Raw genomic sequence first — 26,189 nt, 5'->3', positions numbered from 1 at the left:
GCGCGCGCAACAAATTCCGGAAGGCCTAGACCACCGTCTTGTGCCGCGCGATGCAGGTTTGCAGCACCTCGTCCATGGGTTTGCTCCACCAGTCGTTGGAGAAGATTTCGATCTCCGAATAGCCGGCAAAGCCCTGCGCTTCGACCGCTGCGCGCACCGATTTGATGTCGATGAGGCCGTCGCCCATCATGCCGCGGTCGTTGAGAATGTCCCTGGTCGGCACCAGCCAGTCGCAGACATGGAAGGCGAGCAGGCGATCCCGGCCGGCGCGCGCGATCTGGCCCATCAGCTCCGGATCCCACCAGATGTGATAGACGTCGAGTGCGACGCCGAGCATGCCGCTGCGATAGGGATCGAGCCGGTCGCAGATGTCGAGGGCCTGCTTCGTCGTATTGACGCAGGCGCGGTCCGCCGCATAGGCCGGATGCAGCGGCTCGATCGCCAGCGGCAGCTTGGCCTGTTTGGCGTAATCGAGCATATCGGCGAGCGCTTCCTCGACCTGCGTCCGCGCGCCGGCGATGTCCTTCGACGCCTCGCTGCCCGGCCGCGAATATTGCGGCAGGCCGCCGACGACGAGAACGATGCAGGGGGCTCCCAGCGCCTTGGCTTCGTCGACGCAGCGCCGGTTATCGTCGCGCACCTCGACCCGCCGCGATGCGTCGGAGGTGAACATACCGCCACGGCAATAGCCTGATAGATCGAGGCCGGCCTCGCGCACCGCGCGGGCGGCGCGGTCGAGGCCGACGGCAGCGACCTGGTCGCGCCAGGGATCGATGGCGCGGATGCCGTGCCTGGCACAGGCGTCGACGATTTCGACGAGGTCACCCTGCTTGCGGATTGTCGCCGTGTTCAGCGACAGCCAGCGATGGTCGGACGAAAAATCACGCATCAGGATTCGATTCCGCGCGTTGACAGCACCGCCTTCATCCGCCGCGTCGCCAACTCCGGATCGGCGAGCAGCCCGGCCTTGTCGGCGAGGCGGAACAGCTCGGCCAGATGCAGCGTCGAGCGCGTGCTCTCCTGCCCGCCGACCATGGTGAAGTGGTCCTGGTGGCCGTTGAGATAGGCCATGAACACCACGCCTGTCTTGTAGAACCGCGTCGGCGCCTTGAAGATGTGACGGGACAGCGGCACCGTCGGCCCCAGTACGTCGTGGAAGCCGGCTTCGTCGCCCGCCGCAAGCCGCGACAAGGCATACGACGCCGCCGGCGCGATCGCATCGAAGATCCCGAGCAGCGCGTGCGAAAAGCCCTGTTCGTCGCCGGCAATCAGCTCCGCATAATTAAAATCGTCGCCGGTGTACATCTTGATGCGCTTGTCGAGACGACGGCGCATGTCGATCTCGCGCTGCTTGTCGAGCAGCGAAACCTTGACACCGTCCACCTTGGCGGCGTTGCCGTTGATGATGGCGACCGCAATATCCATCGCCTTGTCGAGATCATTGGTGCCCCAATATCCCGTCAGCGCCGGATCGAACATGTCGCCGAGCCAGTGGATGATCACGGGCTCGCGGACCTGCGACAGCACGCGGTCGTAGACCTTTGCGTAATCGTCGGCATTACGGCCAAGCTTCGCCAGCGCGCGCGACGCCATCAAAATGATGCGGCCGCCGACCTTCTCGACCGCCGATACCTGCTCCTCATAGGCGCGGATCACGTCGTCGAGATTTTTGGCGTCCTCGACCGGGAGATGGTCCGTGCCCGCTCCGGAAAACACCAGGGCGTTGCGTCGCTTCGCGGCGGACACCGAGCGCGTGATCAGCTCCAGCGAGGTCGGCCAATCCAGCCCCATGCCGCGCTGCGCGGTGTCCATGGCTTCCGCAACGCCGAGCCCAAGGTCCCAGACGTGCTCGCGAAAGGCGATGGTCTTGTCCCAGTCGACGGCAGCGGAGAGCCACGGGTCGTTGTCGGCGAAGGGATCGACCACGGTATGGACGGCCGAGAACGCGATGCGGTTGAGCGGTCCCTCGAGCTTTGCGGGAAACGTCCGCGAGGCTGCGAGCCGGTAGGTCTCGATCGAGCGATCGGCTTTCGGCAGCTTGAGCGACAGGGACGACATCGACAGGACGGGCTTGTTCATTATTCCCTCCTCAGACCTTGATCGGCGCGACGTCGATCCAGCGCCGCTCCTTCCAGCTCCTCAGCGCGCATTCGGCGAGTTGCACGCCCTTGACGCCTTCGAGCAGCGTGAACTTGTAGGGCGCATCCTCGTAGACGTGGCGGATGAACATCTCCCACTGCTCCTTAAAGCCGTTGTCGTAGGTGACGTTGTCCGGCAGTTTCTGCCAGTCGCCGTAGAAATCGTGCAGCCGCTTCTCGTCGGGGTTCCACACCGGCCGGGGCGTTGCTTGCCGCGCCTGGATCATGCAGTCCGAGAGGCCGGCGACGGCCGAGCCGAGCGTGCCGTCGACTTGGAAGGTGACGAGATCGTCGCGATAGACGCGCGTCACCCATGACATGTTGATGTGGGCGATGGCGCCGCCCTTGAGCTGGAACGTGGCATAGGCGGAGTCGTCGGCCGTCGCCTTGTACTTCTTGCCCTGCTCGTCGAAACGCTCGGGGATGTCGGTGTTGCCGATGCAACTCACGCTCTCGACCTCGCCGAAGAGATTGTCGAGCACGTAGCGCCAGTGGCAAACCATATCAAGGATGATGCCGCCGCCGTCCTCGTCGCGGTAATTCCATGACGGCCGCTGCGCCTCCTGCCAGCCGCCTTCGAACACCCAATAGCCGAACTCGCCGCGCACCGAGAGAATGCGGCCGAAGAAGCCGGAGTCGCGCAGGAAGGCGATCTTCTTCAGGCCGGGCAGGAACAGCTTGTCCTGCACCGTGCCGTGCTTGACGCCCTCGGAATTGGCGAGCTTGACGACCTCGAGCGCCTCCTCGAAATTGGTCGCGATCGGCTTCTCGCAATAGACGTGCTTGCCGGCATTGATGGCCTGGGTCAGCAGCCCGGGGCGCGCCTGCGTGGTCGCAGCGTCGAAGAACATGGTGTCGTTCTTGTCGGCGAGCGCCGCATCGAGATCGGTGGTCCAGCGCGTGATGTTGTAGCGTTTGGCGAGCCCCTCGACCTTCTCGGCGCTGCGGCCGACCAGGATCGGATCGGGCATCACGCGGTCGCCGTTCTTCAAGCGGACGCCGCCCTGCTCTCGGATCGCGACGATCGAGCGGATCAGATGCTGGTTGAGGCCCATGCGGCCGGTGACACCGTTCATGATGAGGCCGAGGCGTTGGGTGGTCATGCCGATTGCTCCTGAAGCGATTTTGGCTGTTCGAGCGGGCGCAGCGCCGACCAGTCCGGATGGACCGACGTCGCAAAGCCCGTTGTGTGAAGCGATCCCGTCAGGAGATCGCCGTTGTGAATGGAGAGGCGGATGCCCTGCCCTGCATCCGCATAGAGATCGGGATGCGCGGCCGCGAAAGCCTGGGCCTCGGCGGCGGGCGTATCACCGAAGCCATCGACGTAATGGTGGCCGTTACGTTCGGCATGGATGATGCCGATGAAGGCACCGAGCGCAAGGTCCTGCTGCACGGCGAGGCCCGCCTGGCAGGTCAGGTCCTCGCCGGTCACGAAGAATCTTTCACCGGCCACGCTCCATTTCGCCGCGCGCGACGCGTTGACGATGGACTTGTAAAGCCCTTTGCAGGATTTCGAGGAGATACCGTGATAGCCGAGCGCCCGGGCCGCGGGAAACGCGTCGTAGGTATCGTCGGCTTCGTCGATGATGAAGCCGCGCGCCGCGAGCGAGCCGAGCGGCGACTGCCTCGTGACATCGCGCGGCATTGGCTGCTCGATATAGAGCAGCCTTGATGAAACCGATCGCAGCGCGGAATCATGGTCGAGCCGGTCGATCAGCGCATGCAACGCCGCGAGATCGGCATATTGCTCGTTGGCATCGAGCGTCACCTTATAGTCACGCTCCAACGCATCGAGCTCCTTGCCGATGCGCGCCAGCCGCGCCGCATCGCCGACGGGGTCCCCCGACAGCTTCAGCTTGAAGTATCTTGCACCGGAGTTCTCGTGGGGATCTGCAACTCCGCCCTCGCCTTCAACGGTATCGTCGAGACCGACAGTATGCCTGATGGCAACACGCGACAACGGCTTCCGGCCGGATAGAAAAATCGTGAGATCCTCTTCCCTCAGGTCGGGCGAAAGCCGCGCATCGATGCCGGCGATATTGCCGGCCATGCCGTCGAAGAAATTGGTCTCGGCGGCGCGGAGCAGCGCGTCGAGGATCGCCTTGTCGATTTCTGCGGGTCCATAGACTGCGGCCAGCGACGGAATGTTTTTCTTCGCACATGTCGCGACCTGAGCACCGATGCATGAGGCATGCAGATCGAATGCCGTCAGAAATCCGGTTCGCGCAAGATAAAGCCCCCGCGCGATCTCCAGGGAACGGCGCAAGTCATCGACGGTCTGCGCCGGCGACAGCTCCGGCCGCTTGTCGAACCATTTCGGCACCAGCAGCTCGGCGCTGGCGCCGACCACGCTTCCCCTGCCCTCGACCTCGATCTCGACCCGCACGAACAGCTGCGGCGTCGCGTTGATCGTGATCGCGCCGAAGCGGAACGGCCGCGCGAAATGCACGGGTCGTTCGAAGAACGCGATATCTCGCAGCTTCAGACGCGGCGCCATGGCTTTAGTCCAACGAACCTTGCGAGAAAAAGTGCTTGCGGATGCGCTGCACCAGCTCCGTGAAAACCGGGTCGGCCATCACGTCCAGCGAACGGGGCCGCGGCAGCGGCACGTCGTAGATCGCGGCGATCGCGCCGGGCCGCTCGGTCATGACCAGCACGCGATCGGCGAGGAACACGGCCTCGGGGATCGAATGCGTGATCAGCAGGACCGTCTTCCTGGTCTCGCGCTGGATCCGCATCAGCTCGACATTCATGCGCTCGCGCGTCAGCGCATCGAGCGCGCCGAACGGCTCGTCCATCAGCATGATCCTGGGATCATGCACCAGCGCGCGGCAGATCGAGGCGCGCTGCTGCATGCCGCCGGAGAGCTGCCACGGCAGCTTCTTTTCGAAGCCTTCGAGCCCGACAAGCTTCAACAGCGCCTTGGCGCGGTCGAGATATGTCTGCCGCGGCAGCCGCTTCATGTCGATCGGCAGCATCACGTTGGACAGGATGTTGCGCCATGGCAGCAGCAGCGCGTTCTGGAACACGATGCCGACATTGCCGTGCGGCGCCGTCACCTTCTCGCCCTCGACCAGGATCTCGCCCGTGGTCGGCGGCAGCAATCCCGAGATCAGCTTGAGCAGCGTGGACTTGCCGCAGCCGGATGGGCCGACCACGACGAAGAACTCGCCGTCATTGATGTGGAAGTCGAGCGGCCGCAACGACGGCACATCGCCGTCGCGCGTCCGGTAGGTCTTCGACACGCCTGACAGCTTGATGCCCGACGCATCGCCGGCAGCCCGGTCGCTCACCAGTCTCAGATGTGCGGCCGGCTGCAGGGTTTCACTCATGTTCGTCGCAGGTTTCACGAGCCGCTCTTCGGCAGATAGTCGTTGGTGTAGAACGCCTTCGGGTTCTCCTTGGCCTTGGCATCGAGCCCGCCATATTCGACCATCAGGTTGACCGAGTCCGTCATGTTCTGGTCGGTGACCTGGAACGGCCGCTTGCTCTTGGTCTCCGCGGTCCGGTACAGCGGAATGGTCAGCTCAAAACCCTGAGTCAGCGTATCGATCTTGCCGCCCTTGGGGTTGGCATCGAGGATCGACTGCGCTGCCGCCTTCGGCTCCTTCTCGGCGGCCTCGACCGCCTTGGTCGTCGCCGACATGAAGCGGCGGACGAGATCGGCATTGGCTTTCACATAATCAGTGTTGGCGATGATGCCCGAGGAGACCATGTTGATGCCGTAGTCGGCGAACTTGATCGGATAGACGTCCTTGCCGGTGGCGTCCTTGATCTTCATCGACTGGTCCATGACGTAGCCGAGCAAGAGATCGGCCTGGCCGTTGATGACCGCGTTGAGCTTGGTCTGGCCATCGCCCGCAACCGTCTGGAAGTCGCTTTCCTTGAGGCCGGTCTTCTTCAGGAACAACGGCCAGATCTGGGTCATGGAATCGGCCGGCGTGATCGCCACCGTCTTACCTTTGATATCCTCGGGCTTCCTGATGTTCTTGTCGGCAAAACCCATGGCAGACATCGGGCTGGTCTGGAGCAGCACGCCGGTCGCAACCACTGGCGCACCCTTGATCGCGGCACGCATCATGGTGGGCACGTCGACATAGCCAAAATCGGCGGTCTTGGCGGCCACCGCCTGCGTGGTCGCGGCCGAGCCGCGGCCTTCCTGGATCTCGAGGTCGATGCCTTCGGCGGCGTAGATGCCCTTGGCCTTGCCGTAATAGAACGGCGCGTGCTCGCCATAGACGTACCAATTCAACATCAGCACGACCTTGTCGGCCGCTTGCGCCGGCATGGCCGCGAACACCATCAGCGCCGCCGAGACAGCTCCTATCCACCGCTTCATCGTCACTCTCCCTTGTCGTTGTTTTCGTCGGCCGTTGGCGGCCGTTCGTGCTTTGGTTGTTGTTAAGAGGCGAAAATCACGTCCTCGCGCTGGCTGACATGCCAGGGAATGACCAGCTTCTCGATCCGGTCCACGATCCAGAACAGGATGACGCCGAGCAGCGCGAGGATGACGAGGGCTGCGAACATCGTCGGCAGGTCGAAGGTTCCGATCGAGCGCTGCATCACATAGCCGATGCCGGAATTGGAGCCGACGAACTCGCCGACGACGGCGCCGACCACGGCGAGCGTCACCGACACTTTGAGGCCGGAGAAGATCGCGGGCAGCGCATGCGGCAGGTTTACCGCGCAAAACACCTGGAAGCGGCTGCCCTGCATAGCGCGGGCGAGATCGACCATATCCGGATCGACCGATTTGAAGCCCTGCACGGCGGAGACCACCACCGGAAAAAAGCCAAGCAGGAACGCCGAGATTACTTTCGGAATGATGCCGAAGCCGAACCACACCACGAACAGCGGCGCGATCGCGATCTTCGGCACGGATTGCGAGAACACCAGCAACGGATAGACGTAGCTCTCCACGGTCTTGGAGCCCGCGATCAGCATCGCGATGGGGATACCGAACAGCGCCGAGAGCGCGAAGCCGCAGACGGTCGCATAAGTCGTCGGCCAGGACTGGCGCAGCAGTTCCGGCCAATCGGTGCGCAGCACCGCAATGACATCGCCCGGCGAAGGGATCTGGTAGGCGGGAATCCTAAACAGCCGGATGGCGAGATCCCAGGCCACGACGATGAACACCAGGAACAAAAACGGCCGGATCCAGGCCGCATTCAGCATCTTGGACACCGCACTCTGCGGCTTCAGCTCAGCCACGTCTCACTCCCGGTCGTCTTGCTTGTTGGGCGAGAAATTAACCCGTTGGGTAAATACTGTCCAGAGGTTTTCCTGCGACGTTTTGGGCGGGGTTCCGGCGGGTTTGGGCGGGGGGATCGCGGGCGAAACGTGCCGTCCCTCCAAACATTCGGTGTCGTCCTGGCGAAGGCCAGGACCCATAACCACAGGGTGAAGTTTGGCGAAGGCTGGTCGTTCGGGATTGGCACCACGCGCGATCGATGGATCACGCGGTATGGGTCCTGGCCTTCGCCAGGACGACGATGGAGAGGCAGATCGCGTCAAACAAGGAGACGAGCGGCAGCACCGCTAAACCGTCTGCGCCACCGCGGCACGCGACTTCAGCGCCTTCGTCATGGCTAACAGCGCGGCCGACTGTCCCGTCAGCGCCGCCAGCACGAGGCCGACCATGTGGTCCAGCCGCTCGTCCTTGGCGTCCTTGGCCAGCAAATCGCGGCCGAAGATCACGCTGAGCGTCGCCGAGTTCGACAGATAGAAGAAGCACAGTCCCGCGATCGAGATGTAGAGCTGGACAGGATCGACCGCGACCTTGAAGTCGCCGCCGGAGACACCGCGCCGCACCACGGTGCCGATCATCTCGACGAAGGGCGAGTGCATCGACTTGACCTTGGTCGAGCGCTTCAGGTGCTTGGCGCGCGCAAGGTTCTCGGTCTGGAGCAACGACAGGAATTCGGGATTGCGCAGGAAATAATTCCAGGTGAACTCGATCAGGCGCCTGATGGCTTCGGGCGGGTCGAGGTGCTCGAGATCGAGCCCGCGCTCCTCGCTGCGGATCTTGTCATAGGCGCCTTCGAGCACCGCGAGATAGAGCTCGTCCTTGTTGCCGACGTGATAATAGAGCATCCGCTTGTTGGCGCCGGCGTTGGCCGCAATCCGGTCGACGCGCGCACCGGCGAGCCCATGGGCCGAGAATTCCTGCTTGGCGGCTTCGAGAATGCGCAGCCGCATCCCCTCGGGATCGCGCTGCCATTTCAGAGTTCGCTTTGCCGCTGCTTTCGCCAAACCGGTTGCTCGCTGGGTGGTCTCAGGATGCCGTGTAACACGGGAGCGCGCGTTTGAGAAACGTGGTCATTCCGGGGCGCGCCCTCTTGGGCGCGAGCCCGGAATCCATCGTGCGACAGGGCAAGTGGAGGAATGGATTCCGGGCTCGTCGCTTCGCGACGCCCCGGAATGACTCCCTCAATCCACCGGCTTCGGCGAGCGCTCCAGCAGCACCGTCTGGATGCCGCAGGTGCCGGTCCGCACCGTCATGATCCGCGTGCCCGGCTTGCGGCCGTTGCGCACTTCGCTGACGTCGAGGCCGGCGGCGATCAGGCGGGCGCGCGTAGCATCGATGTCGGTCACCCGCCAGCTCAGGCCCCAGAGGCGGTCATGCAGGGGATCGCCGCCCGCGACGGGACGGCGGACCACCTCGACGACGAGATCGCCGCAGCGGAAGAACATCAGCTGGCCCCAATCCTGATGCGAGCGGTCGAGCGCCAGATCGAGCCCGAGCCGCGCGCCATAGAGCGCGGCGGCGCGATCGGAATCCTCGGTGGTGATCACGACGTGGTCGAGCGCATCGATCGGCCCGATATCAGTCGTCTTCGAAAGCGGGCGCCCATCAGCCAGTTCGAGGAAAAACATGCGCACGCCGCGCGTGAGCTCCGTGGCGGCGCGCGTCCGCTTCCAGTGCAAGACCGCGCCGCTCTCCGAGTCGCTGCTTTCGACCTCGGCAACCGGATCCGGCTTGAGCGCCACCCGCTCCAGCCGCCGGTGCATTTTGCTCATGTCCGCGACACGAAAGCACAGGCTGGCGAGCACGCCTTCCTGGTCGCCGAGCAGCGCGCGCATGCGGTCGGCTGTCACGCTGAAGCCGTTCGGCGCCATCAATTCGATCGTCATGTTCGCGAGAGTGAACAGCACCCGGTCGGCGCCCTCGCCCGAATTCTGCCAGGCCGGCGCGCGCCCGAGCAGCGTCTGATAGGCCGCGCTGGCCGCACCGATATCCCTGACCAGTGCGACGACGTGATCGAGGCCGGTGATCATGTTTCCCCCTATTGACCGGCCCGGAACCATGGACCGAGAGACGGCGTTTGTCCGGACTTGGCATTGCCCGGTGATGGTCGTATTCCGGCCGCATGCCGACCTCAAGCACTCCGAGCGGCGGTTTTGCGAATAATTTCAGCGGTCCCGCGGCGGAACCGGTGTTACAGTAAGCACGCCGGCCGGGACCACAAAGCGCATCACGGACAAGCAATGCAGGCTCTCTTCATCGGACAGACCTATATCGACGTCGTCTTCATTACCGACCACATGCCGACCGGCGACGAGAAGCACGTGGCCTCCGACTACGCGGTTTCCTTTGGCGGCAATGCGGTGACCGCGGCGTTCTGCTGCGCCAAGCTCGGCATCGTACCCGATCTCATCGCTACCGCGGCCAATGACTGGCTCGGCCGCATGTTCATGGACATGTGCGCGAAATATGCAATCTCGCTGCATGGGCGGAAGGTCAACCAGTCCTCGCTGTCCTTCATCATGCCGAAGGACGGCAAGCGCGCCATCGTCCGCTGCCGCGACGACGACCACATCCATCCGTTTCCGATGCTCAATCTCGGCGGCTGCCGCGCGCTGCATGTCGACGGCCATCAGCCCGATGCCGCGATCCATTACGCGAAAGTCTGCCGCGAGGCCGGCATCCTGACCTCGCTCGACGGTGGCGGCCTGCGCACCAACACGCATGAGCTATTGGAATTCATCGACGTCGCCATCGTTGCCGAGCGCCTGTGCGAGCAGATGGATCTGACGCCGGAGAAGATGCTGGACTATCTCAAGAGCCGCGGCTGCAAGATCGGCGGCATCACCATGGGCGAGAAGGGCCTGCTCTGGTATGACGAGACCGGAACGGTGCAGGTGATGCCGGCGATGCCGATTCCGCGCGAGCGCGTGATCGACACCAATGGCGCCGGCGACGTCTTTCACGGCGCTTATGTCTATTCTTATCTCGCCCATCCCGGCAAAAGCTGGCGCGAGCATTTCGATTTTGCCCGGGCAGCCTCGACCTTCAAGATCCAGCGTCTCGGCAACGAAGCCGGCCTGCCGACCCTTGTCGACATCGCCAAGGTCAGGCACGAGTTCGAGGTCAGGGTCTAGCGTTCGCCGAGGTCTCTCATCCGAGGTTTTTTATGGGGCGCGTCTTCGTCGCCGGCAGCATCAACATGGACGTCGTGGCGACGGCCGATCGCCATCCCCGGGTCGGCGAGACCGTCGCGGGCAAGCAGGTGCTGTATTTTCCGGGCGGCAAGGGCGCCAACCAGGCGGTGGCGGCGTCGCGACTTGGCGCGCGGACCACGCTGATCGGCCGGCTGGGCAAGGATTCGTTCGGCGGTGAGCTGAGGACATTTCTCGGCGCGCAAGGCATCGCGCTCGATTTTGTCGGTGACGCCGCCGAGGCGCATACCGGCACCGCCATCATCACGGTGGCGGAGGCCGACAACACCATCGTCGTCATTCCCGGCAGCAATGCGCTCGTCGGCCTCGACGACGTCGCGGCCGTCCCGCTGGCAAAGGGCGATGTCGCGGTCAGTCAATTCGAGATCCCGCTGCCGACGATCGCCGCGTTCTTCCGGCGGGCTCGCGACGCCGGCGCCACGACGCTGCTCAATCCGGCCCCGGCACAAACCATGTCGAGCGAATTGCTCGCGCTCGTCGATATCCTCGTGCTGAACGAGACCGAGCTCGGTCTCCTCGCCGGCATGGAGTTGTCCGACAGCGACGAGGCCGCGCGGATCCTCGACGTCGCGCGAAAACTTCAGGCGCGCGGGGACCAGACCATCTGTGTGACGCTTGGCAAGCGCGGCGTGCTGGCACTCGCCGGACGCGAGGAGATTTCGGTGCGAGGCCGCGTGGTGAAGGCGATCGACACCACAGGCGCGGGCGATTGTTTCGTGGGAGCACTCGCGGCGCAACTTGCCGACGGCGTCGACTTGCGCGCGGCCCTCGCCTTCGCCAATGCCGCCGCCTCGATCTCCGTGCAGCGCATGGGCGCGGGGCCGTCGATGCCGACGGCGGCGGAAGTCGCCGCCGTCCTCAACGCCGGCTGATCACGCCAGCGCGCCTTTCAGGTCAAAACTTTCGTCGGCGGCCTGCTCCGGCGTGATCGAGCGATCCAGGCCGAACAGGCGGCGGCCGAACATGTGGTCGCCGGCACGGTTGATCGATTCGATGCCGAGCAGACTATCGCCCTTGTAGCAGAACGCCGAGAACGCCTTGTTCGCCGGGCTGCCGCGCAGCACGACGCGGTCGTAGCCGGTCGTGAGGCCCGCGATCTGGAGCTTGTCTTCGCCCTGGTCGCTCCAGAACCAGGGATGGCTGTCATAGGCCTTGCGGTCGCCAGTGAGCCGCGCCGCGAGGCAGCGCGCGTGATCAGTGGCATTCTGCACCGATTCCAGCCGCTGCGATCCGCCGAAGCGCGGGCTCTTGAACAGCGCGCAATCGCCGATTGCCGAGATATCGGGATCGGCGGTCGCGAGATATTCGTCGACGATGATCCCGGCCGCGACCGGCAGCCCCGCCTCCGCCGCAAGCTCGATGTTCGGCAGCACGCCGACGCCGACCACGACGAGATCCGCCGGCAAATGCCTCCCGTCGCTCAAGGAGACGCCGGTGACCTTGCCGCCCTCAGCCTCGATCGCGGTCGCCTGCACGCCGAGGTGAATGCGGATGCCGGCCTCGCGATGCCGCGCCTGAAAATACTCCGAGACCTCCGCCGTCACCGCCCGCGCCATCACGCGGGGCGCGAGTTCGAGCACGTCGACCTCGAGGCCCTTGATGCGCGCGGTGGACGCGAATTCGAGGCCGATGAAGCCCGCGCCGATCACCACGACCCGCGTCTTGGACGGCATAATCTGCCGCAGCGCCTCGCTGTCGTCGAGGATCCGCAGATATTTCACGTCGGGGAGGTTCGCATTGGGCAGATCGAGGAGCCGGTTGCGCGCGCCGGTCGCCAGCACGAGGTGGCCGTAGGACCGCGTTTCGCCCGAGGCGAGCAGCACCTTGCGCCCCGCGCGGTCGATCGACACGGCGCGGCCCGCGAGCAGCTCGATGGTCTGGTCCTGGTAGAATTTCTCCGGCCGGAACATCAGGCTCTCCGGCCCGGCCGCACCCTTGATGTAGCCTTTGGAGAGCGGCGGCCGCTGATAGGGCAGATGCGCCTCGTCATTGATCAGGCAGATGGGAGCGGAAAAGCCTGCCTGACGCAGCGATGCCGCGACCTGATAGCCGCCATGGCCGGCACCGATAATGATCACCGGACCATCCGTCATCGGACAGCCCATTTCCGCAAGACACGAGCGTCACCCATGTCGTCTCCTCTCGCGCTGATTTTGGCTTGCTTGCCCAGGAGGAGCCGGCGCTCGTGTCCGTCCCTTTGGCGAAGGCAGGCCCATTTGAGCCTATCGTTCCGGCTTGCGCAAGGGCGGCTGGCGGGGATTGTCACCCCTCTCCTTCTGCGATTTAGTCGCACGAACGACCTCATGCCGGGGATTTTCCAATGACCGCTCCCGTCTCCCGACCCGATGATCCCGCCTTGCTGCGGATCAGCGGCCCGATCGCGACCATCACGCTCAACCGCCCCGCCGCGTTCAATTCGATCAATCTGGCGATTGCGCAAAAGCTCGAACAGCTCGCGGCCTACATTGAGGGCGCCGACGATATCCGGGTCGTGGTCCTCGAAGGCGAAGGCCGCGCCTTCTCAGCCGGCGGCGATCTGCAGACGATCGGTGCCGCCGCCGAAGCGGGCACGGTAACGCCTGTCGTCGGCGAGCTGTTGAAGCATTATCATGCCTTCATCGAGATCATCCGGCGCATGCCGAAGATCTCGCTGTCCAGCGTGCACGGCTCGGCGGCCGGCGCCGGCATGGGCCTCGCCTTCGTCACCGATCTCTGCATCGCCGCGGAGGATGCCAAATTCACGCCGGCCTACGCCAAGATCGGCGTCTCGCCGGATGGCGGCTCCACGGTCGGCATCGTCAACACGGTCGGCCCCCGCCGCGCGCTGCAGATTTTCCTGGCCGAGGACAATTTCACCGCGCAGCAGGCCCATGAATGGGGCCTGGTTGCGAAGGTCGTTCCCGCGGCCGAGTTGAAGGCGGCAACGCGAACCCTCGCCGAGCGGCTGGCGCAGAACCCGCCGGCGGCGATTGCCGGCACCAAATCACTGGTCTACCAAGCCGCCACGACGCCGGTGAAGCAGCAGCTCGACGCCGAGGAGCACAAGATCATCATGGCGATGAACACGGAGGAGTTTCGAACCGCCGTGAGGAAATTCACGAGCAAGAGCAAGTAGCTCTCACTGCGGACAGATATACCCCGTCCCCGCCGGCGACTTGAAGCAGCCGACCGACTCGGGGAGCACCTGCCGCGGCAGCCACAGCACCACGCTCGGGAAGTAGATCGCGAACGCGATTGTCCCGAGGAACACCAGATAGATCGGCAACGCGGCGCGTAGCGCCTTTGCGAAACTGACGCCGACGAATTTTGACGCCATCAGCAGCACCAGGCCATAAGGCGGCGTGATCAGGCCGAAGGCGAGCGTCGCGATCAGCACCACGCCCATGTGAACGGCGTTGATGTCGCCGGCTTCCGTCAGCGTGTTGACCAGCGGCATGAAGATGATGATGGTCGGCACCGGCTCAATGAAATCGCCGACCACGGTGAAGAGCAGCACCATCAGCAGCATGATGAGATGCGGATCGTTGCCGGCGATCGAGGTGATCACCTCCGCGATGTAGCTTGCACCGCGCAAGTACGCGAGCATCCAGCCGAACGCATTGGCGGCGCCGATCGTGATCAGCGGCAGCGAGAAGATCAGGCCGGCAAGGCAGAAATCGTACGGAATTTTCCTGATATGCCCGCGATTGAGCGCGGGGATCACGACCGCGACAATCCAGACCACGGCAACGACGCCGGCTTCCGTCGGCGTGAACCAGCCAGTCAGAATGCCCCCCAACAGGATCACGGGGATCATCAGCGGCAGCGCCGCATCGCCGGCCGCGAACACCACCTGCCGCAGCGGCGCGCGCGGCTTGCGCAGGCCGGACGGGCCGAAGAAATAGCAATAGATCATCAAGCCGAAGCCGATCATCAGGCCCGGCACGACGCCTGCCATGAACAGCCCGGCGATCGAGACGTTGCCGACGGCGCCATAGACCACCGCGGTGATGCTCGGCGGCACCAGCGCCGCAATCGTCGATGCGGATGCGATGATGGCGGCGATGAAGGCGGGCTCGTAACCCTCGCGCTTCATCGGGCCGCCCAGCGCGCGGCTCATCACGGCGACGTCGGCCGTGGTCGAGCCCGACATTTCCGAGAAGAACATGCTGAAGACGACCACGACCTGCGACAGGCCGCCTCTGATATGCCCAACGAGCGACACCGAGAGGTTGGCTATCCGGACCACCACATTGGCCGAGCTCATGAGTTCGCCGACCAACAGGAAAAAGGGGATCGCCAGCAGCGCCTCGGAATCGACGCCGTCGAAGATCTTCTGGATGATCGCGGCGAGCGAGACGTCCGACAGCAGCGCGCCGATGAAGACGCCGGCCATCAGCGAGAACGGCACGGGCACGCCGAGATAGCCGAAGGACAGGAAGCAGACCGTCATCAACGCCAGAACAATGGGTGCGCTCACGGCTGCGCCCTCATCTGCGCGTCGGTGATGACAGGCGACCCGCCATCCTCTTCGGGCGGCTCGGGGTGGTCAAAGCCGTTGCGCAGGCCGTTGACGAGCTGCTCGATGGTGAACAGGCCGACCAGCACGCCCGACAGCGGAATGATCGCGTAGAGCGAGGCGATCGGCGTGCCCGACGGCAGGCGAAAACTGCCGAAGCCGCGGAGATAGTTCTGATAGCCGTACACGATCAGGCAGAAGGCGACGCCAAGCACCACGATCCGGATGATGATCTCGACGATCAGACGCGGCGTGCCGTGCATCGCCTCGGAGATCGCGGTGAGATAGAGGTGGTCGTTGCGCCGGGTCGCAGCCGCGGTGCCGACGAAAATCGCATAGATGAACAGGGTCGAGGTCACTTCCTGGAGCCATAGCCATGGATGGCCGATGGTGCGGGTGACGATGTCGGCGGTCACCGACAGCGAGAAGCCGAAGCAGAGCACGCCGCAGAGGATCATCAGCGCGAGCTCGAGCCAGTCGAGCCCGCGCCATTTGAGGTGGCGTTGGCGTTGCACCAGCAGTTTGTCGGCGATGGCCATTAATGTCGTCCCTGCCTAGTGCGCTACTGCGCACGGGGGCCGGGACCCATAGCCCCAGCTGCGTGTGGTCAAAGCAAGCTGGCGGCTACCCTGCCCCAAGCTCCGCCGCGGCGTATGGGTCCCGGCTTTCGCCGGGACGACTCGTGGAGGCACGGACATTTCGCCGGCGGCCTAGTTGATCGAGCGGATCAAATCCTTGATCTTCTCGGCGTGCGGGCCGAGCTCCTTGGCGAGCTTGTCGAGATAGGGATCGGCGATCGCCGTGAAGCTCTTCTTGTCGACGTTGTCGACGATCTTCACGCCCATCTTCTTCAGCTTCTCTGCCGCGGTGCGTTCGAGGTCGAAGGCTTTCTGCGGCTCCTTGGAGCTGACCTCGTTCCCCGCTGCCTGCACCCAGCCCTTCTGCTCGGCCGACAGGCTCTGCCAGAGCTTGTCGGAGATGAAGACCAGCGCGTTGTTGGCCTCGTGCTCGGTGATGTTCAGGACCGGCGCGACCTCGTAATGCTTGTTGACGAGGTAGACGTTGATGCTGTTCTCGGCGACGTCGACCACGCCGGTCTGCAGGCTGGTATAGACGCTGCCGAACGGCATGTGCACGGTCTGGGCGCCATAGGCCGGGAACATGGTGTCCTCGGTCGCGGTCGCCTGCACCCGGATCTTCAGGCCCTTGATGTCGCCGACATTGTGGATCTCCTTCTTGGAGTACATGTGGCGCACGCCCTGCGAGCCGGTCGCAATAACATGCAGACCCTGCGTGGTCTCGTCGATCATGGTCTTGAGCGCCGCAAACACTTTTGGATCGGCCAGGCCCTTGACCACGTGGTTCTCGTCGCGGAAGAGGAAGTGCAACGACATCACGCCCGCTTGCGGCGAGATCGTCGCGGTGTTCGCCGAGGAGATGATCGCAAATTCGACGTCGCCCGCCTTCACGAGCTGGAGCACCTGCGGCTCCTGTCCGAGCTGCGCGCCCGGATATTGATCGATGATCATGGTGCCTTTGCTCAATTCCTTGAGCTTTTCGGCAAAGAGGTCGCCCGCTATGGAATAGCCGGTGTTGCGCGGCTGGTCGTAGGCAAAGCGATAATGCTTCACCTCCTGCGCCCCGGCTCCCGTGACGAACAGCATGGCGGCCATGGCCACCAACCCACGCATGGATCGTGCAATCATCGTTTCCCCCTTGTTTTATCGCCCGCCGCTTGTGCGGTCTGAGCGCTCGTTCGAGTGGTCGATCAGCCTTTGCCAGTCCTCTGCATGAAATCGAAGTCGCAGCCCTCGTCGGCCTGCATGATGGTCTCGTTGAACAGCCAGGCATAGCCGCGCCGCGCCTCGTCCGGCGTAGCCGCGGGTTTCAACGCGCCGCGCCGCCGTTCCAGCTCGGCGGCATCGACCAGCAGCTCGATGCTGCGCTTGGCGACGTCGAGCCGGATCATGTCGCCGTTCTTCACCAGCGCCAGCGGCCCGCCGACGGCGGATTCCGGCGTGATGTGCAGCACGATGGTGCCGAACGCCGTGCCGCTCATGCGCGCGTCCGAAATGCGCACCATGTCCTTGGTGCCGGCGCGCGCGAGCTTCTTCGGGATCGGCAGATAGCCCGCCTCGGGCATGCCGGGCGCGCCCTTGGGGCCGGCATTGCGCAGCACCAGCACATCGTCGGCGGTGACGTCGAGATCGGGATCGTCAAGCCGCAAGGTCATGTCCTCGACGGATTCGAACACCACGGCGCGTCCGGTGTGCTGCAACAGCTTTGGGCTCGCGGCGGATTGCTTGATGACCGCGCCGCGCGGGGCGAGGTTACCGTGCAGGACGGCGAGGCCGCCTTCCTTCTTGATCGGATTGTCGCGCGGGCGGATCGCGTCCTGGCCGGGCACGTCTTCCGCGTTTGCCGCGATATCTCGCAGGCTCTCGCCCGTGATCGTCTTCGCATCGAGATCAACGAGGTCGCCAAGCTGCGCCAGCAATTTCGGCACGCCGCCGGCGTGATGAAAATGCTCCATGTAATGCTCGCCCGACGGCTTGAGATCGATCAGCACGGGCACCTCGCGGCCGATCTGGTCGAACACTTCGAGATCGAGCCGGTGCGGCGAGCGATGGGCCATCGCGGTCAGATGGATCAGGCCGTTGGTTGAGCCGCCGATCGCCTGGAGCACGACCTGGGCATTCCTAAAAGATGCCGGCGTCAGCACCTCGCTCGGCTTCGGCCCCTTGGTCTTGGCCATCTCGGCGGCCACCCTGCCGCTCGCCTCGGCAAGCCGAAAACGCTCCGCATGCGGCGCAGGAATCGTCGCGCTCATCGGCAGCGACAGGCCCATGGCCTCGATCATGCAGGCCATGGTGGAGGCCGTGCCCATCACCATGCAGGTGCCGACCGACGGCGCGAGGCGGCCGTTGACCGCCTCGATCTCGACATCGTCCATTTCGCCGGCGCGATACTTGCCCCAGAGACGGCGGCAATCGGTGCAGGCGCCCAGCACCTCGCCTTTGTGATGACCAACCACCATGGGGCCAACGGGAATGACCACCGTCGGCAGGTCGGCGCTGATTGCGGCCATCACCTGCGCCGGCAGTGTCTTGTCGCAGCCGCCGATCACGATCACCGAATCCATCGGCTGCGCGCGGATCATCTCCTCGGTGTCCATCGCCATCAGATTGCGCAGATACATCGAGGTCGGATGCGCAAAGCTCTCGGCGATCGAGATGGTCGGGAACACGAACGGCATCGCGCCCGACAGCATCACACCACGCTTGGCGGCCTCGATGATCTGCGGGACATTGCCGTGGCAGGGATTGTAGTCGCTGTATGTATTGGTGATGCCGACGATCGGGCGCTCCAGCGCGTCATCGGAATAGCCCATGGCCTTGATGAACGCCTTGCGCAGGAACAGCGAGAAGCCGGCATCGCCATAGCTCGTCAGCCCTTTGCGCAACCCACTCGTCATCATACCACTCCCATTATCGGGTCATTGTCGTACAGCCTGCCCCTTGATTGTCAATAAGACAGACGTCAAACCTGCTATTTTCTGGATCGGCGTACTGGCTGGCGATCGGATTATTGACAATCCGAGCCTTCCCTGCTCCACAGGACGGATCGGCCAGGCGCCGGGAGGCCGAGGGCATGTCCGACATTCACACCGCAGACGCCATGACGGTCCGGCGCGACGATCCGGACGACATCGTCGCGCGGCTCGAGGAGGACATCATCTTCGGCCGGCTCGCGCCAGGCGCGCGCCTCACGGAAGACGCGCTGATGTCGGCTTACGGCACCTCGCGCCACTTCGTGCGCCAGGCACTGGTGGATGCCCAGCGCCGCGGCATCGTCCGCCGCGAAAAGAATGTCGGCGCCACCGTGCGGTTCTACTCGGCCGAAGAGGTCCGGCAGATCTACGAGGTCCGGGAGATGCTGACTCGGCAGGCCGCGCTGATGATCCCCCTGCCCGCACAGCAAGGCCTGATCGACGAGCTCTCAGCATTGCAGCGGCAATATTGCGCGCGAGCGGATTTGCAGGACCTGCGCGGCATCCATGAAGCCAACGACGCCTTCCACCTCGCGCTGTTCTCGGCCTGCGGAAATCCGTATCTGGTGCGCTCGCTGCAGGACTACATGAACCTGACGCTGCCGATGCGCGCCAAGAACCTTGCCGACCGAGACGGCCTCGCGCAATCACGGCGCCAGCACGAGCTGATGATCGAGCTGTTGAAGGGCCGTGACAGCTGGGCGCTGGCGCAGCTCTGCGTGGACCACATGCAGTTCAGCAAGAGAGACTACCTGGCGCGGATTGCGGGTGGCGAGGTCGAACGTCGGGACGCGCCGAATAAGTGAAAGACGTCCACTTACAGCGCTGAGATTCGTTTGGACAAAGCCGCGATTTCGGCTTCCGCCTCGCGTTCCGAACCCGATCTTGCACCTTTGGCCGAGACGGTTTCAACTGTATGTTGGCAACAAACAGCTGGCGCACTGGTTGAGTTGCTCATGCCCATGATCGACCGTACGGCGGCGCAGAGCTGCGAGAATATCGATGATTGACCTGCCTAGCGCGCAGCCGCCGGAGAGAGGCCCGCCGGTCCAGGCGCTCTTGCACAGCTGCGATTGGACCAAGTCACCGCTCGGCCCACCGCAGGGGTGGTCACCGACGCTTCGGTCAGTCGTGAGTCTGGCGATCGACTCGAAGTTTCCGATGTTCGTGGCTTGGGGCCCGGAACTCGGTTTTATTTACAACGACGCCTACGCTGAGATCCTCGCCGACAAGCATCCGGCTGCTTTCGGCGCTCGCTTCCAAGACATTTGGGCCGAGATCTGGGACGATATCTGGCCTCTGATCCAAAAAGCCATGGCTGGCGAGGCAACTTGGCAGGAGAACCTGCCGCTCATCATGAACCGGCGCGGCTACGATGAGCAGACCTGGTTTACCTTCTCATATTCGGCGGTTCGCGAGCCCACAGGCGAAGTGATGGGGATGTTCTGCGCCGTCGCGGAGACCACGGGGCAGGTGCTTGCAGAAGCGGCGCTGCGCGAAAGCGAAGCCAGGGCCGCGGCGATCACGAACTCCATCGACCAGATGATCTGGTCTACGCGACCTGATGGGTTCCACGACTTCTACAATCAGCGTTGGTACGAGTTCACCGGCGTACCGCAAGGTTCCACAGACGGCGAAGCTTGGAACGGAATGTTCCACCCCGAAGATCGAGAGGCCGCATGGTCCGCTTGGCGTCACTCCCTGGAAACCGGCGAACCGTATCAGATCGAGTATCGTCTCCGTCATCGATCCGGGCAGTATCGATGGGTGCTTGGACGTGCGCAGCCAGTGCGCGACGCCGATGGCGTGATCCTGCGTTGGTATGGGACCTGTACAGACATTGAGGACATGGTCGCCGCTCGGGAAATCCTGGCCCGATCGCGCGAACAGCTCGAACACCTTGTTCAGGAGCGCACGGAGGAGCGCAATCAGCTCTGGAGTGGGACCAACCTCTTGGTCGCGGTGGTTGCTTTCGACTCGACCATACGAGAGGTCAATCCGGCCTGGCCAGCGCTGCTCGGCTGGTCGCAAGCTGAGATCGTGGGACGACCCTATACTCAGTTCATCCACCCCGACGACATCGAAGGATCGCGCCTCTGGGCCGACGAACTCGCGGCTAACGATGAATCCGGCGAATTCGAGAACCGTTACCTATGCAAAGACGGAGCCTATCGTTGGATCGCCTGGTCGGTCACCGCCAGCAAGGGCGCTTTTCACTGTATCGGTCGTGACATCCATCGTCAGAAAGAGCAGGCCGAAGCTCTGAGAGCCGCCGAAGAAGCCCTGCGCCAAGCGCAAAAAATGGAAGCCGTCGGGCATCTCACGGGCGGCATCGCGCACGACTTCAACAACATGTTGTCGATCGTGATGGGCTCACTCGATCTTCTGAAGCGCCGAACGGTCGAGATCGACCCCCGCGCCAAGCGCTATCTCGAAGCTGCCATGGACGGAGCGCGCCGCGCTGCCTTGCTTACGCAGCGCCTCCTTGCGTTCTCCCGGCAACAGCCGTTGAAGCCCCAACCCATCGATATCAACAAGCTCGTCTCGGGGATGTCCGGGTTCATACGCGGCTCACTCGGCAGCGATGTCAGGTTAGAGACTGTGCTGGATTCAAACGTCTGGCGCATCTCAGCCGATGCAAATCAACTTGAAAATGTGCTCCTGAACCTTGCAGTGAATGCCCGCGACGCAATGCCGGAGGGCGGCCGGCTCACCATCGAAACTCACAACGCTGATTTGGACGACCGCTATCTGGCAAGCGAACCAGGCGTCTTGGCAGGGCAATATGTATTAATCGCGGTGACGGACACCGGCTCCGGCATGCCTGCGGACGTAATGGCCAAAGCCTTCGACCCGTTCTTCACCACCAAGGCTGTGGCCAAAGGCACTGGCCTAGGTCTCAGCCAGGTATACGGCTTCGTCAAACAGTCGGGCGGCCACGTCAAGATCTACTCGGAGCCCGGCGAAGGGACAACATTCAAGGTCTACCTGCCGAGGCTCGTGGATGCGACCGAGCCCGTTTTCAAGGAAAAAACAGCCGCGTTCCTGCCTACCGACGACAATCACGAACTTATACTGGTGGTCGAAGACGAGCCCGCAGTGCGCCAGTATAGTGTCGATGCATTGATTGAACTGGGCTACCGCGTGGTGGAGGCAGAAAGCGCAGAAGCGGCGCTGCAGCTTTTGGACGAAACCCCGGACGTCAGCCTGCTATTCACAGACATCGTCATGCCGGACATCAACGGGGCGAAGCTCTCTGAAGAAGCGCTTCGACGCCGAGCGGATCTGAAGGTTCTTTTCACGACGGGCTATACGCCCAACGCGATGCTCCAAAATCGTGTGGCAAGGGCCGGCGTGGCCGTGCTCAGCAAGCCTTTCACCGTCGAGGAACTCGCAGTGAAGGTGCGAGAGGTGCTGGACGGCTAGCCAGCGAGAGCGCACCGGTTCTGCGCAAGGGACTACATTGCGCCCCGCCGTCATACCGAGATCAAGTTGTCGCTCCCGGCCCACTCTCGCGCCGATTCCCGTCAGGCCGCGGCAGGCCAGAACGCGCGTTCAGTACCGCCTCAGCAAGCCGCGCTCCACGCTGGTATCGCCATAACCCGCGCAGGCGCCTTTCGGATCTCTGACCAGGTCCGCCCGGACACGCCTGAACGTTTTGGCGGCCGCGTCGGACACCTCGATGCGGAATTTACCGGGATCGGAGGTTTCGCCATCGCGGGCCTTGATGGCCGCCGCATAGGCGTCGATCATCGCCATCGCGGCATCCGTGCTGCCGAGAAGTCGGGCGCCGAGCTGGATGCTGCCCGCACCATTGACCTCGTAGCCGACGCATCGTTGTTCGAGCACCGCGGACGCGGTGACGAGCTGGTCGAGAAACGTCGCCTCGGCGTCGCTGAGCATCGCGGCTCGCGCCGGTCCCGACATGATCAGCGCGAGCAGTACGACGGCTGGCAATTTGAATTTCATTGTCCTGACTCGAGCGGCCGTGATCCAGGCGCCAGTTGCCGAAATGCGATCGCGCAGATCGAGAACCAAATGCCAAAGGCATGGTTGACCTGGATCAATGGGCAGGGCGGCCAGGCCAAAGCTCGGCCCTTGCATGCGCTCGCTCTCAGTGAACCGAGGCACGGCGTCGAGATTGGCATCAAAACCTTTTGTCAACCCATCGAAATAGCGCGCCGTCGGAAATAGATAGGACCGGCGTCCAGCCGCGAATCGCACGTTCTTCCCCGTATTCCCTCCCGAATGAAATGCCATGACCGAACAAACCCTGACCGAGCCGATCGTCGAGTCGCAGGAGCGATCCCGCGGCTTTACGCGCTACCAGACGATCCTCGTTGCGCTGCTGGCGCTGGTCCAGTTCACGATCATCATCGATTTCATGATCATGTCGCCGCTCGGCGCCATCATGATGCCGGCGCTCGATATTTCGGCCGCCCAGTTCGGCGTGGCGGTGTCGGCCTATGCGTTCAGCGCGGGAATTTCCGGCATCCTGGCGGCCGGCTTTGCCGATCGGTTCGATCGCAAGCGGCTGCTGTTGTTCTTCTATGCCGGCTTCACCCTTGGCACGGCGCTGTGCGCGATCGCGCCCAACTATCATCTGTTGCTGCTGGGGCGGATCGTGACGGGCCTGTTCGGCGGCGTGATCGGCTCGGTCGTGCTCGCCATCGTCACCGATCTGTTCACTCTGCAATTGCGCGGCCGCGTCATGGGTTTCGTGCAAACCGCCTTCGCCGCAAGCCAGGTGCTGGGCATCCCGGCCGGTCTTTTCCTCGCCAATCAGTGGAATTGGCACGTCGCGTTCGGCGCACTGGTCGGCCTGTCGGTGATCGGGATGGCCGCCGTGATGTTCCTGATGAAGCCGGTGAACGGCCATCTCGGGCTGAAGCAGGATCGAAATCCGTTCCGGCATCTGATCGCAACGGTCTCGCAACCGCGTTATTGGATGGCGTTCTCGGTGACGACCCTACTGGCGACCGGCGGCTACATGCTGATGCCGTTCGGCAGCGCTTACACCGTGCACAATCTCGGCATCGACATCGTGCATCTGCCGACGATCTATCTCGTCTCCGGCCTGTTCAGCATTGTCATCGGCCCGCTAGTGGGACGCGCGAGCGATACTTTCGGCAAATACCCCACCTTCGTCTTCGGCAGCGCCATGTCCATCGTCATGGTGCTGATCTACACCCATCTCGGCGAGGTGAGCCTGACGGTCGCGATCCTGGTCAACGTGCTGATGTTCGTCGGCATCTTCTCCCGCATGATTCCGTCGCAGGCGCTGATTTCCGCAATCCCAGAGCCGGCGCAACGCGGCTCCTTCAGCGCGGTCGGCGCGTCGCTGCAACAGCTCTCCGGCGGGCTCGGCTCCGTGCTCGCCGCCGCGCTGATCGCGCAGGACCCCGACGGTACGCTCCGGCATTTCGACCGGTTGGGATACGTCGTCGTGACGACGGCGGTGATATCCCTGATCCTGATGTATTTCGTGCAGAGGCCCATCGCGGCCCAGGCCGGCAAGCGCGTGGTCTAGGGCGTCGATTCTGACACCCTAGATTGGAACGCTCCTACCGCTTGGTCCAATCGATGATCCGACTTGTGTCGCCGTCGAACTCGTTGCTGCAGAACGCGCCGCCCTGATAGTGATCGCCGATCGGATCGGGCTTCAGCTTGGCCTGCTCGGCCATCGCATGCGCCACGTGGTCCTCGGAGCGCCCCGTGGGACGGTAGCCGAACTCGTAGGCGCGGTGATTGTCCCACCAGGCGCGCTCGTTCAGGGACACGCCGTAGAAGATCTCGAAATGAATATCGGGATGCTCGAGCCCGATCTGACAGAGCTGCACCAGATCTTCCGGCTTCAGCCAGATCGAGATCCGGCGAAGGTCCAGCGGTACGTCCCCGAAATTGCCAATGCGAAGGCAAGTCACCTTCAGGCCATGCTTGTCGGCATAGAGCGCGCCGACCGCTTCGCCGAACACCTTGCTGACGCCGTAGCGGCCATCGGGGCGCGGGGTCACGTCGGTGCCGATCTTGTGGTGGCGCGGATAGAATCCGACGGCATGGTTCGAGGAGGCGAACACCACGCGCTTGACGCCCTTGCGGTACGCGGCCTCGAACAGATTGTAGCCGCCGATGATGTTGGCCTGGAGGATGTCGTTCCAGGGACCTTCGACCGAATAGCCGCCGAAATGGATGATGCCGTCAACGCCCTCGCAGATCGCCTCGCACTGCGCCAGGTCAGAGAGGTCCGCCGCCTTGAATTGCTCGTTGGGGCCGAGATCGGCCGGCGGGCGGATGTCGCTGAGCAGCAGGTCGGGATAGATCGGCGGCAGCAATGTCCGCAGCCGCGTGCCGATTCCACCCGAAGCTCCCGTCATCAAGATGCGCATGTCATTCCTCGTCTTTGGCGACCGATTTGCCGTCACGTGTCTCTAATGATAGCTGGATTGTCCAGAGGGAACGAAACGAGAGAACCGACATGAATGAGGCATCGTCCCACACTCAAGGCTGGCGGCCAGCGACCTATTACCCCGATCCCGCGATAAAAGCACTGGATCCCCGCTTCGAAAAATACTGGCTGAAACTCTCGGCCGTGGAGCGGTTGACGACCGGCCTGCGCTGGGCCGAGGGTCCGGTGTGGTTCGGCGATGGTCGTTATCTCTTGTGCAGCGACATTCCGAACCAGCGCATTATCAAATGGGAAGAGGAGACCGGCGCCGTCAGCGTGTTCCGCAAGCCCTCCAATTTCGCCAACGGCAACACCAGGGATCGCCAGGGCCGGCTGGTCACCTGCGAGCATGGCGGGCGACGCGTGACCCGCACCGAATATGACGGCAGCATCACCGTGCTGATGGACTCGTTCGGCGGCAAGACGCTCAACTCGCCGAACGACGTCGTGGTGAAATCCGATGGCGCGGTCTGGTTCACCGATCCCACCTTCGGCCTGCTCGGCAATTACGAGGGCTACAAGGCCGAGCGCGAGATCGAGCCGAACGTCTACCGGCTCGATCCCACGACCGGCAAGGCGACCATCGTTGCCGAAGGCGTGCTCGGGCCCAACGGCCTGTGCTTCTCGCCGGACGAGAAAATCCTCTACGTCGTGGAATCGCGCGGCGTGCCGAACCGCAAGATCCTCGCCTATGACGTCTCGGTCGATGGCACCACGATCTCGAACCAGCGCGTCTTCATCGACGCAGGTCCGGGCACGCCTGATGGCATGCGCTGCGACATCGACGGCAATCTCTGGTGCGGCTGGGGCATGGGTGATCCCGAGCTCGACGGCGTCGTGGTGTTCGCGCCCGACGGCGTTATGATCGGCCGCATCGCGCTGCCCGAGCGCTGCGCCAATCTCTGCTTCGGTGGCGTCAAGCGCAACCGCCTGTTCATGGCGGCAAGCCAGTCGATCTACGCGTTGTATGTGAACACGCAAGGCGCGGTCGGGGGATAGTTTCTCCGCCGTTTTTGTGAGCTCGTAGATGGGGTAACGGGTCGGCCTCCGCGGCCAAGCCGCGCTAGCTACGGCGCTATGTGATGCGCGCGTCGCGCG

24 protein-coding genes are annotated in these 26,189 nt (G+C 63.6%); 8 read left to right on the top strand and 16 right to left on the bottom strand.

Annotated elements, in window-relative coordinates; all coding sequences use genetic code 11:
- Window positions 1-25 precede the first annotated feature (25 nt).
- The 9 genes from AC0L3S_RS14245 to AC0L3S_RS14205 form a co-directional block, all read right to left on the bottom strand.
- Window positions 26-889, bottom strand: coding sequence for a sugar phosphate isomerase/epimerase family protein (locus AC0L3S_RS14245; protein ID WP_473279489.1), 864 nt, complete (start codon window positions 887-889; stop codon window positions 26-28).
- The gene (locus AC0L3S_RS14240) at window positions 889-2,079 is read right to left on the bottom strand and encodes a dihydrodipicolinate synthase family protein (RefSeq protein ID WP_473279488.1); all 1,191 of its coding nucleotides are present in this window, start codon (window positions 2,077-2,079) and stop codon (window positions 889-891) included. The genes AC0L3S_RS14245 and AC0L3S_RS14240 overlap by 1 nt, the downstream gene beginning before the upstream one ends.
- A 10-nt stretch (window positions 2,080-2,089) precedes the next feature.
- On the bottom strand, window positions 2,090-3,241 hold the full coding sequence (locus AC0L3S_RS14235; RefSeq protein WP_473279487.1) for a Gfo/Idh/MocA family protein: 1,152 nt from the start codon (window positions 3,239-3,241) through the stop codon (window positions 2,090-2,092).
- On the bottom strand, window positions 3,238-4,635 hold the full coding sequence (locus tag AC0L3S_RS14230; RefSeq protein ID WP_473279486.1) for an enolase-like domain-containing protein: 1,398 nt from the start codon (window positions 4,633-4,635) through the stop codon (window positions 3,238-3,240). The genes AC0L3S_RS14235 and AC0L3S_RS14230 overlap by 4 nt, the downstream gene beginning before the upstream one ends.
- 4 nt (window positions 4,636-4,639) lie before the next feature.
- Window positions 4,640-5,470, bottom strand: a complete 831-nt coding sequence (locus tag AC0L3S_RS14225; RefSeq protein WP_473279485.1) for an ABC transporter ATP-binding protein — start codon at window positions 5,468-5,470, stop codon at window positions 4,640-4,642.
- Between the two features lie 14 nt (window positions 5,471-5,484).
- A complete protein-coding gene (locus AC0L3S_RS14220; RefSeq protein ID WP_473279484.1) occupies window positions 5,485-6,477 on the bottom strand; it encodes an ABC transporter substrate-binding protein in 993 nt (330 codons plus the stop codon).
- Between the two features lie 62 nt (window positions 6,478-6,539).
- Window positions 6,540-7,349, bottom strand: coding sequence for an ABC transporter permease (locus tag AC0L3S_RS14215; RefSeq protein ID WP_473279483.1), 810 nt, complete (start codon window positions 7,347-7,349; stop codon window positions 6,540-6,542).
- 327 nt (window positions 7,350-7,676) lie between these two features.
- On the bottom strand, window positions 7,677-8,336 hold the full coding sequence (locus AC0L3S_RS14210) for a TetR family transcriptional regulator (protein WP_473263559.1): 660 nt from the start codon (window positions 8,334-8,336) through the stop codon (window positions 7,677-7,679).
- Between the two features lie 231 nt (window positions 8,337-8,567).
- Window positions 8,568-9,416 carry a VOC family protein gene (locus AC0L3S_RS14205; protein WP_473263541.1) on the bottom strand — a complete coding sequence of 283 codons (849 nt, stop codon included), beginning with the start codon at window positions 9,414-9,416 and terminating at the stop codon, window positions 8,568-8,570.
- A 210-nt stretch (window positions 9,417-9,626) separates the two neighbouring features.
- Between AC0L3S_RS14205 and AC0L3S_RS14200 the strand changes: the two genes are divergently transcribed.
- On the top strand, window positions 9,627-10,520 hold the full coding sequence (locus tag AC0L3S_RS14200; RefSeq protein WP_007593904.1) for a sugar kinase: 894 nt from the start codon (window positions 9,627-9,629) through the stop codon (window positions 10,518-10,520).
- A gap of 32 nt (window positions 10,521-10,552) precedes the next feature.
- Window positions 10,553-11,470, top strand: a complete 918-nt coding sequence (gene rbsK, locus AC0L3S_RS14195) for a ribokinase (protein ID WP_473279482.1) — start codon at window positions 10,553-10,555, stop codon at window positions 11,468-11,470.
- On the opposite strand, the gene AC0L3S_RS14190 is transcribed toward rbsK, so the two are convergent.
- Window positions 11,471-12,691 (bottom strand): NAD(P)/FAD-dependent oxidoreductase, encoded by a 1,221-nt coding sequence (locus tag AC0L3S_RS14190; RefSeq protein ID WP_473263538.1) that lies wholly within the window; start codon window positions 12,689-12,691, stop codon window positions 11,471-11,473.
- A 227-nt stretch (window positions 12,692-12,918) separates the two neighbouring features.
- Here AC0L3S_RS14190 and AC0L3S_RS14185 point away from each other — a divergent pair, with 227 nt between their 5' ends.
- Window positions 12,919-13,713 (top strand): enoyl-CoA hydratase/isomerase family protein, encoded by a 795-nt coding sequence (locus AC0L3S_RS14185; protein WP_473279481.1) that lies wholly within the window; start codon window positions 12,919-12,921, stop codon window positions 13,711-13,713.
- Window positions 13,714-13,716: 3 nt separating this feature from the next.
- Here AC0L3S_RS14185 and AC0L3S_RS14180 read toward each other — a convergent pair whose 3' ends face one another.
- The 4 genes from AC0L3S_RS14180 to AC0L3S_RS14165 form a co-directional block, all read right to left on the bottom strand.
- Complete coding sequence (locus AC0L3S_RS14180; protein ID WP_473263536.1) at window positions 13,717-15,057, bottom strand: TRAP transporter large permease; 1,341 nt, start codon at window positions 15,055-15,057, stop codon at window positions 13,717-13,719.
- A complete protein-coding gene (locus tag AC0L3S_RS14175) occupies window positions 15,054-15,635 on the bottom strand; it encodes a TRAP transporter small permease (RefSeq protein ID WP_473263535.1) in 582 nt (193 codons plus the stop codon). Before AC0L3S_RS14175 ends, AC0L3S_RS14180 begins: the two co-directional genes overlap by 4 nt.
- A gap of 171 nt (window positions 15,636-15,806) precedes the next feature.
- Window positions 15,807-16,802 carry a TRAP transporter substrate-binding protein gene (locus AC0L3S_RS14170; protein WP_473279480.1) on the bottom strand — a complete coding sequence of 332 codons (996 nt, stop codon included), beginning with the start codon at window positions 16,800-16,802 and terminating at the stop codon, window positions 15,807-15,809.
- Window positions 16,803-16,864: 62 nt separating this feature from the next.
- Window positions 16,865-18,571, bottom strand: coding sequence for an IlvD/Edd family dehydratase (locus tag AC0L3S_RS14165; protein ID WP_473279479.1), 1,707 nt, complete (start codon window positions 18,569-18,571; stop codon window positions 16,865-16,867).
- Window positions 18,572-18,747: 176 nt separating this feature from the next.
- On the opposite strand from AC0L3S_RS14165, the gene AC0L3S_RS14160 reads away from it, so the two are divergent.
- The 3 genes from AC0L3S_RS14160 to AC0L3S_RS14150 all read left to right on the top strand — a co-directional run bounded on the left by AC0L3S_RS14160 (window position 18,748) and on the right by AC0L3S_RS14150 (window position 22,072).
- Window positions 18,748-19,452, top strand: coding sequence for a GntR family transcriptional regulator (locus AC0L3S_RS14160; RefSeq protein WP_473263532.1), 705 nt, complete (start codon window positions 18,748-18,750; stop codon window positions 19,450-19,452).
- Between the two features lie 30 nt (window positions 19,453-19,482).
- Window positions 19,483-19,656, top strand: coding sequence for a hypothetical protein (locus AC0L3S_RS14155; RefSeq protein ID WP_473263531.1), 174 nt, complete (start codon window positions 19,483-19,485; stop codon window positions 19,654-19,656).
- 121 nt (window positions 19,657-19,777) lie between these two features.
- Complete coding sequence (locus tag AC0L3S_RS14150; protein ID WP_473279478.1) at window positions 19,778-22,072, top strand: PAS domain-containing protein; 2,295 nt, start codon at window positions 19,778-19,780, stop codon at window positions 22,070-22,072.
- A 129-nt stretch (window positions 22,073-22,201) separates the two neighbouring features.
- Here AC0L3S_RS14150 and AC0L3S_RS14145 read toward each other — a convergent pair whose 3' ends face one another.
- Window positions 22,202-22,615 (bottom strand): hypothetical protein, encoded by a 414-nt coding sequence (locus AC0L3S_RS14145; RefSeq protein WP_473279573.1) that lies wholly within the window; start codon window positions 22,613-22,615, stop codon window positions 22,202-22,204.
- Between the two features lie 289 nt (window positions 22,616-22,904).
- Here AC0L3S_RS14145 and AC0L3S_RS14140 point away from each other — a divergent pair, with 289 nt between their 5' ends.
- The gene (locus AC0L3S_RS14140; RefSeq protein WP_473279477.1) at window positions 22,905-24,176 is read left to right on the top strand and encodes an MFS transporter; all 1,272 of its coding nucleotides are present in this window, start codon (window positions 22,905-22,907) and stop codon (window positions 24,174-24,176) included.
- 34 nt (window positions 24,177-24,210) lie between these two features.
- Here AC0L3S_RS14140 and AC0L3S_RS14135 read toward each other — a convergent pair whose 3' ends face one another.
- Window positions 24,211-25,032, bottom strand: coding sequence for an NAD-dependent epimerase/dehydratase family protein (locus AC0L3S_RS14135; RefSeq protein WP_473263528.1), 822 nt, complete (start codon window positions 25,030-25,032; stop codon window positions 24,211-24,213).
- Between the two features lie 89 nt (window positions 25,033-25,121).
- Here AC0L3S_RS14135 and AC0L3S_RS14130 point away from each other — a divergent pair, with 89 nt between their 5' ends.
- Entirely contained in the window at window positions 25,122-26,090 is a 969-nt protein-coding gene (locus AC0L3S_RS14130; protein ID WP_473279476.1) for an SMP-30/gluconolactonase/LRE family protein, read from the top strand.
- The last annotated feature ends 99 nt before the right edge of the window (window positions 26,091-26,189 follow it).

This window comes from Bradyrhizobium sp. Ken01 (assembly GCF_055807355.1).
Note: the sequence above shows the minus strand (reverse complement) of the source record. Positions and strands in the feature narration are given on the sequence as shown.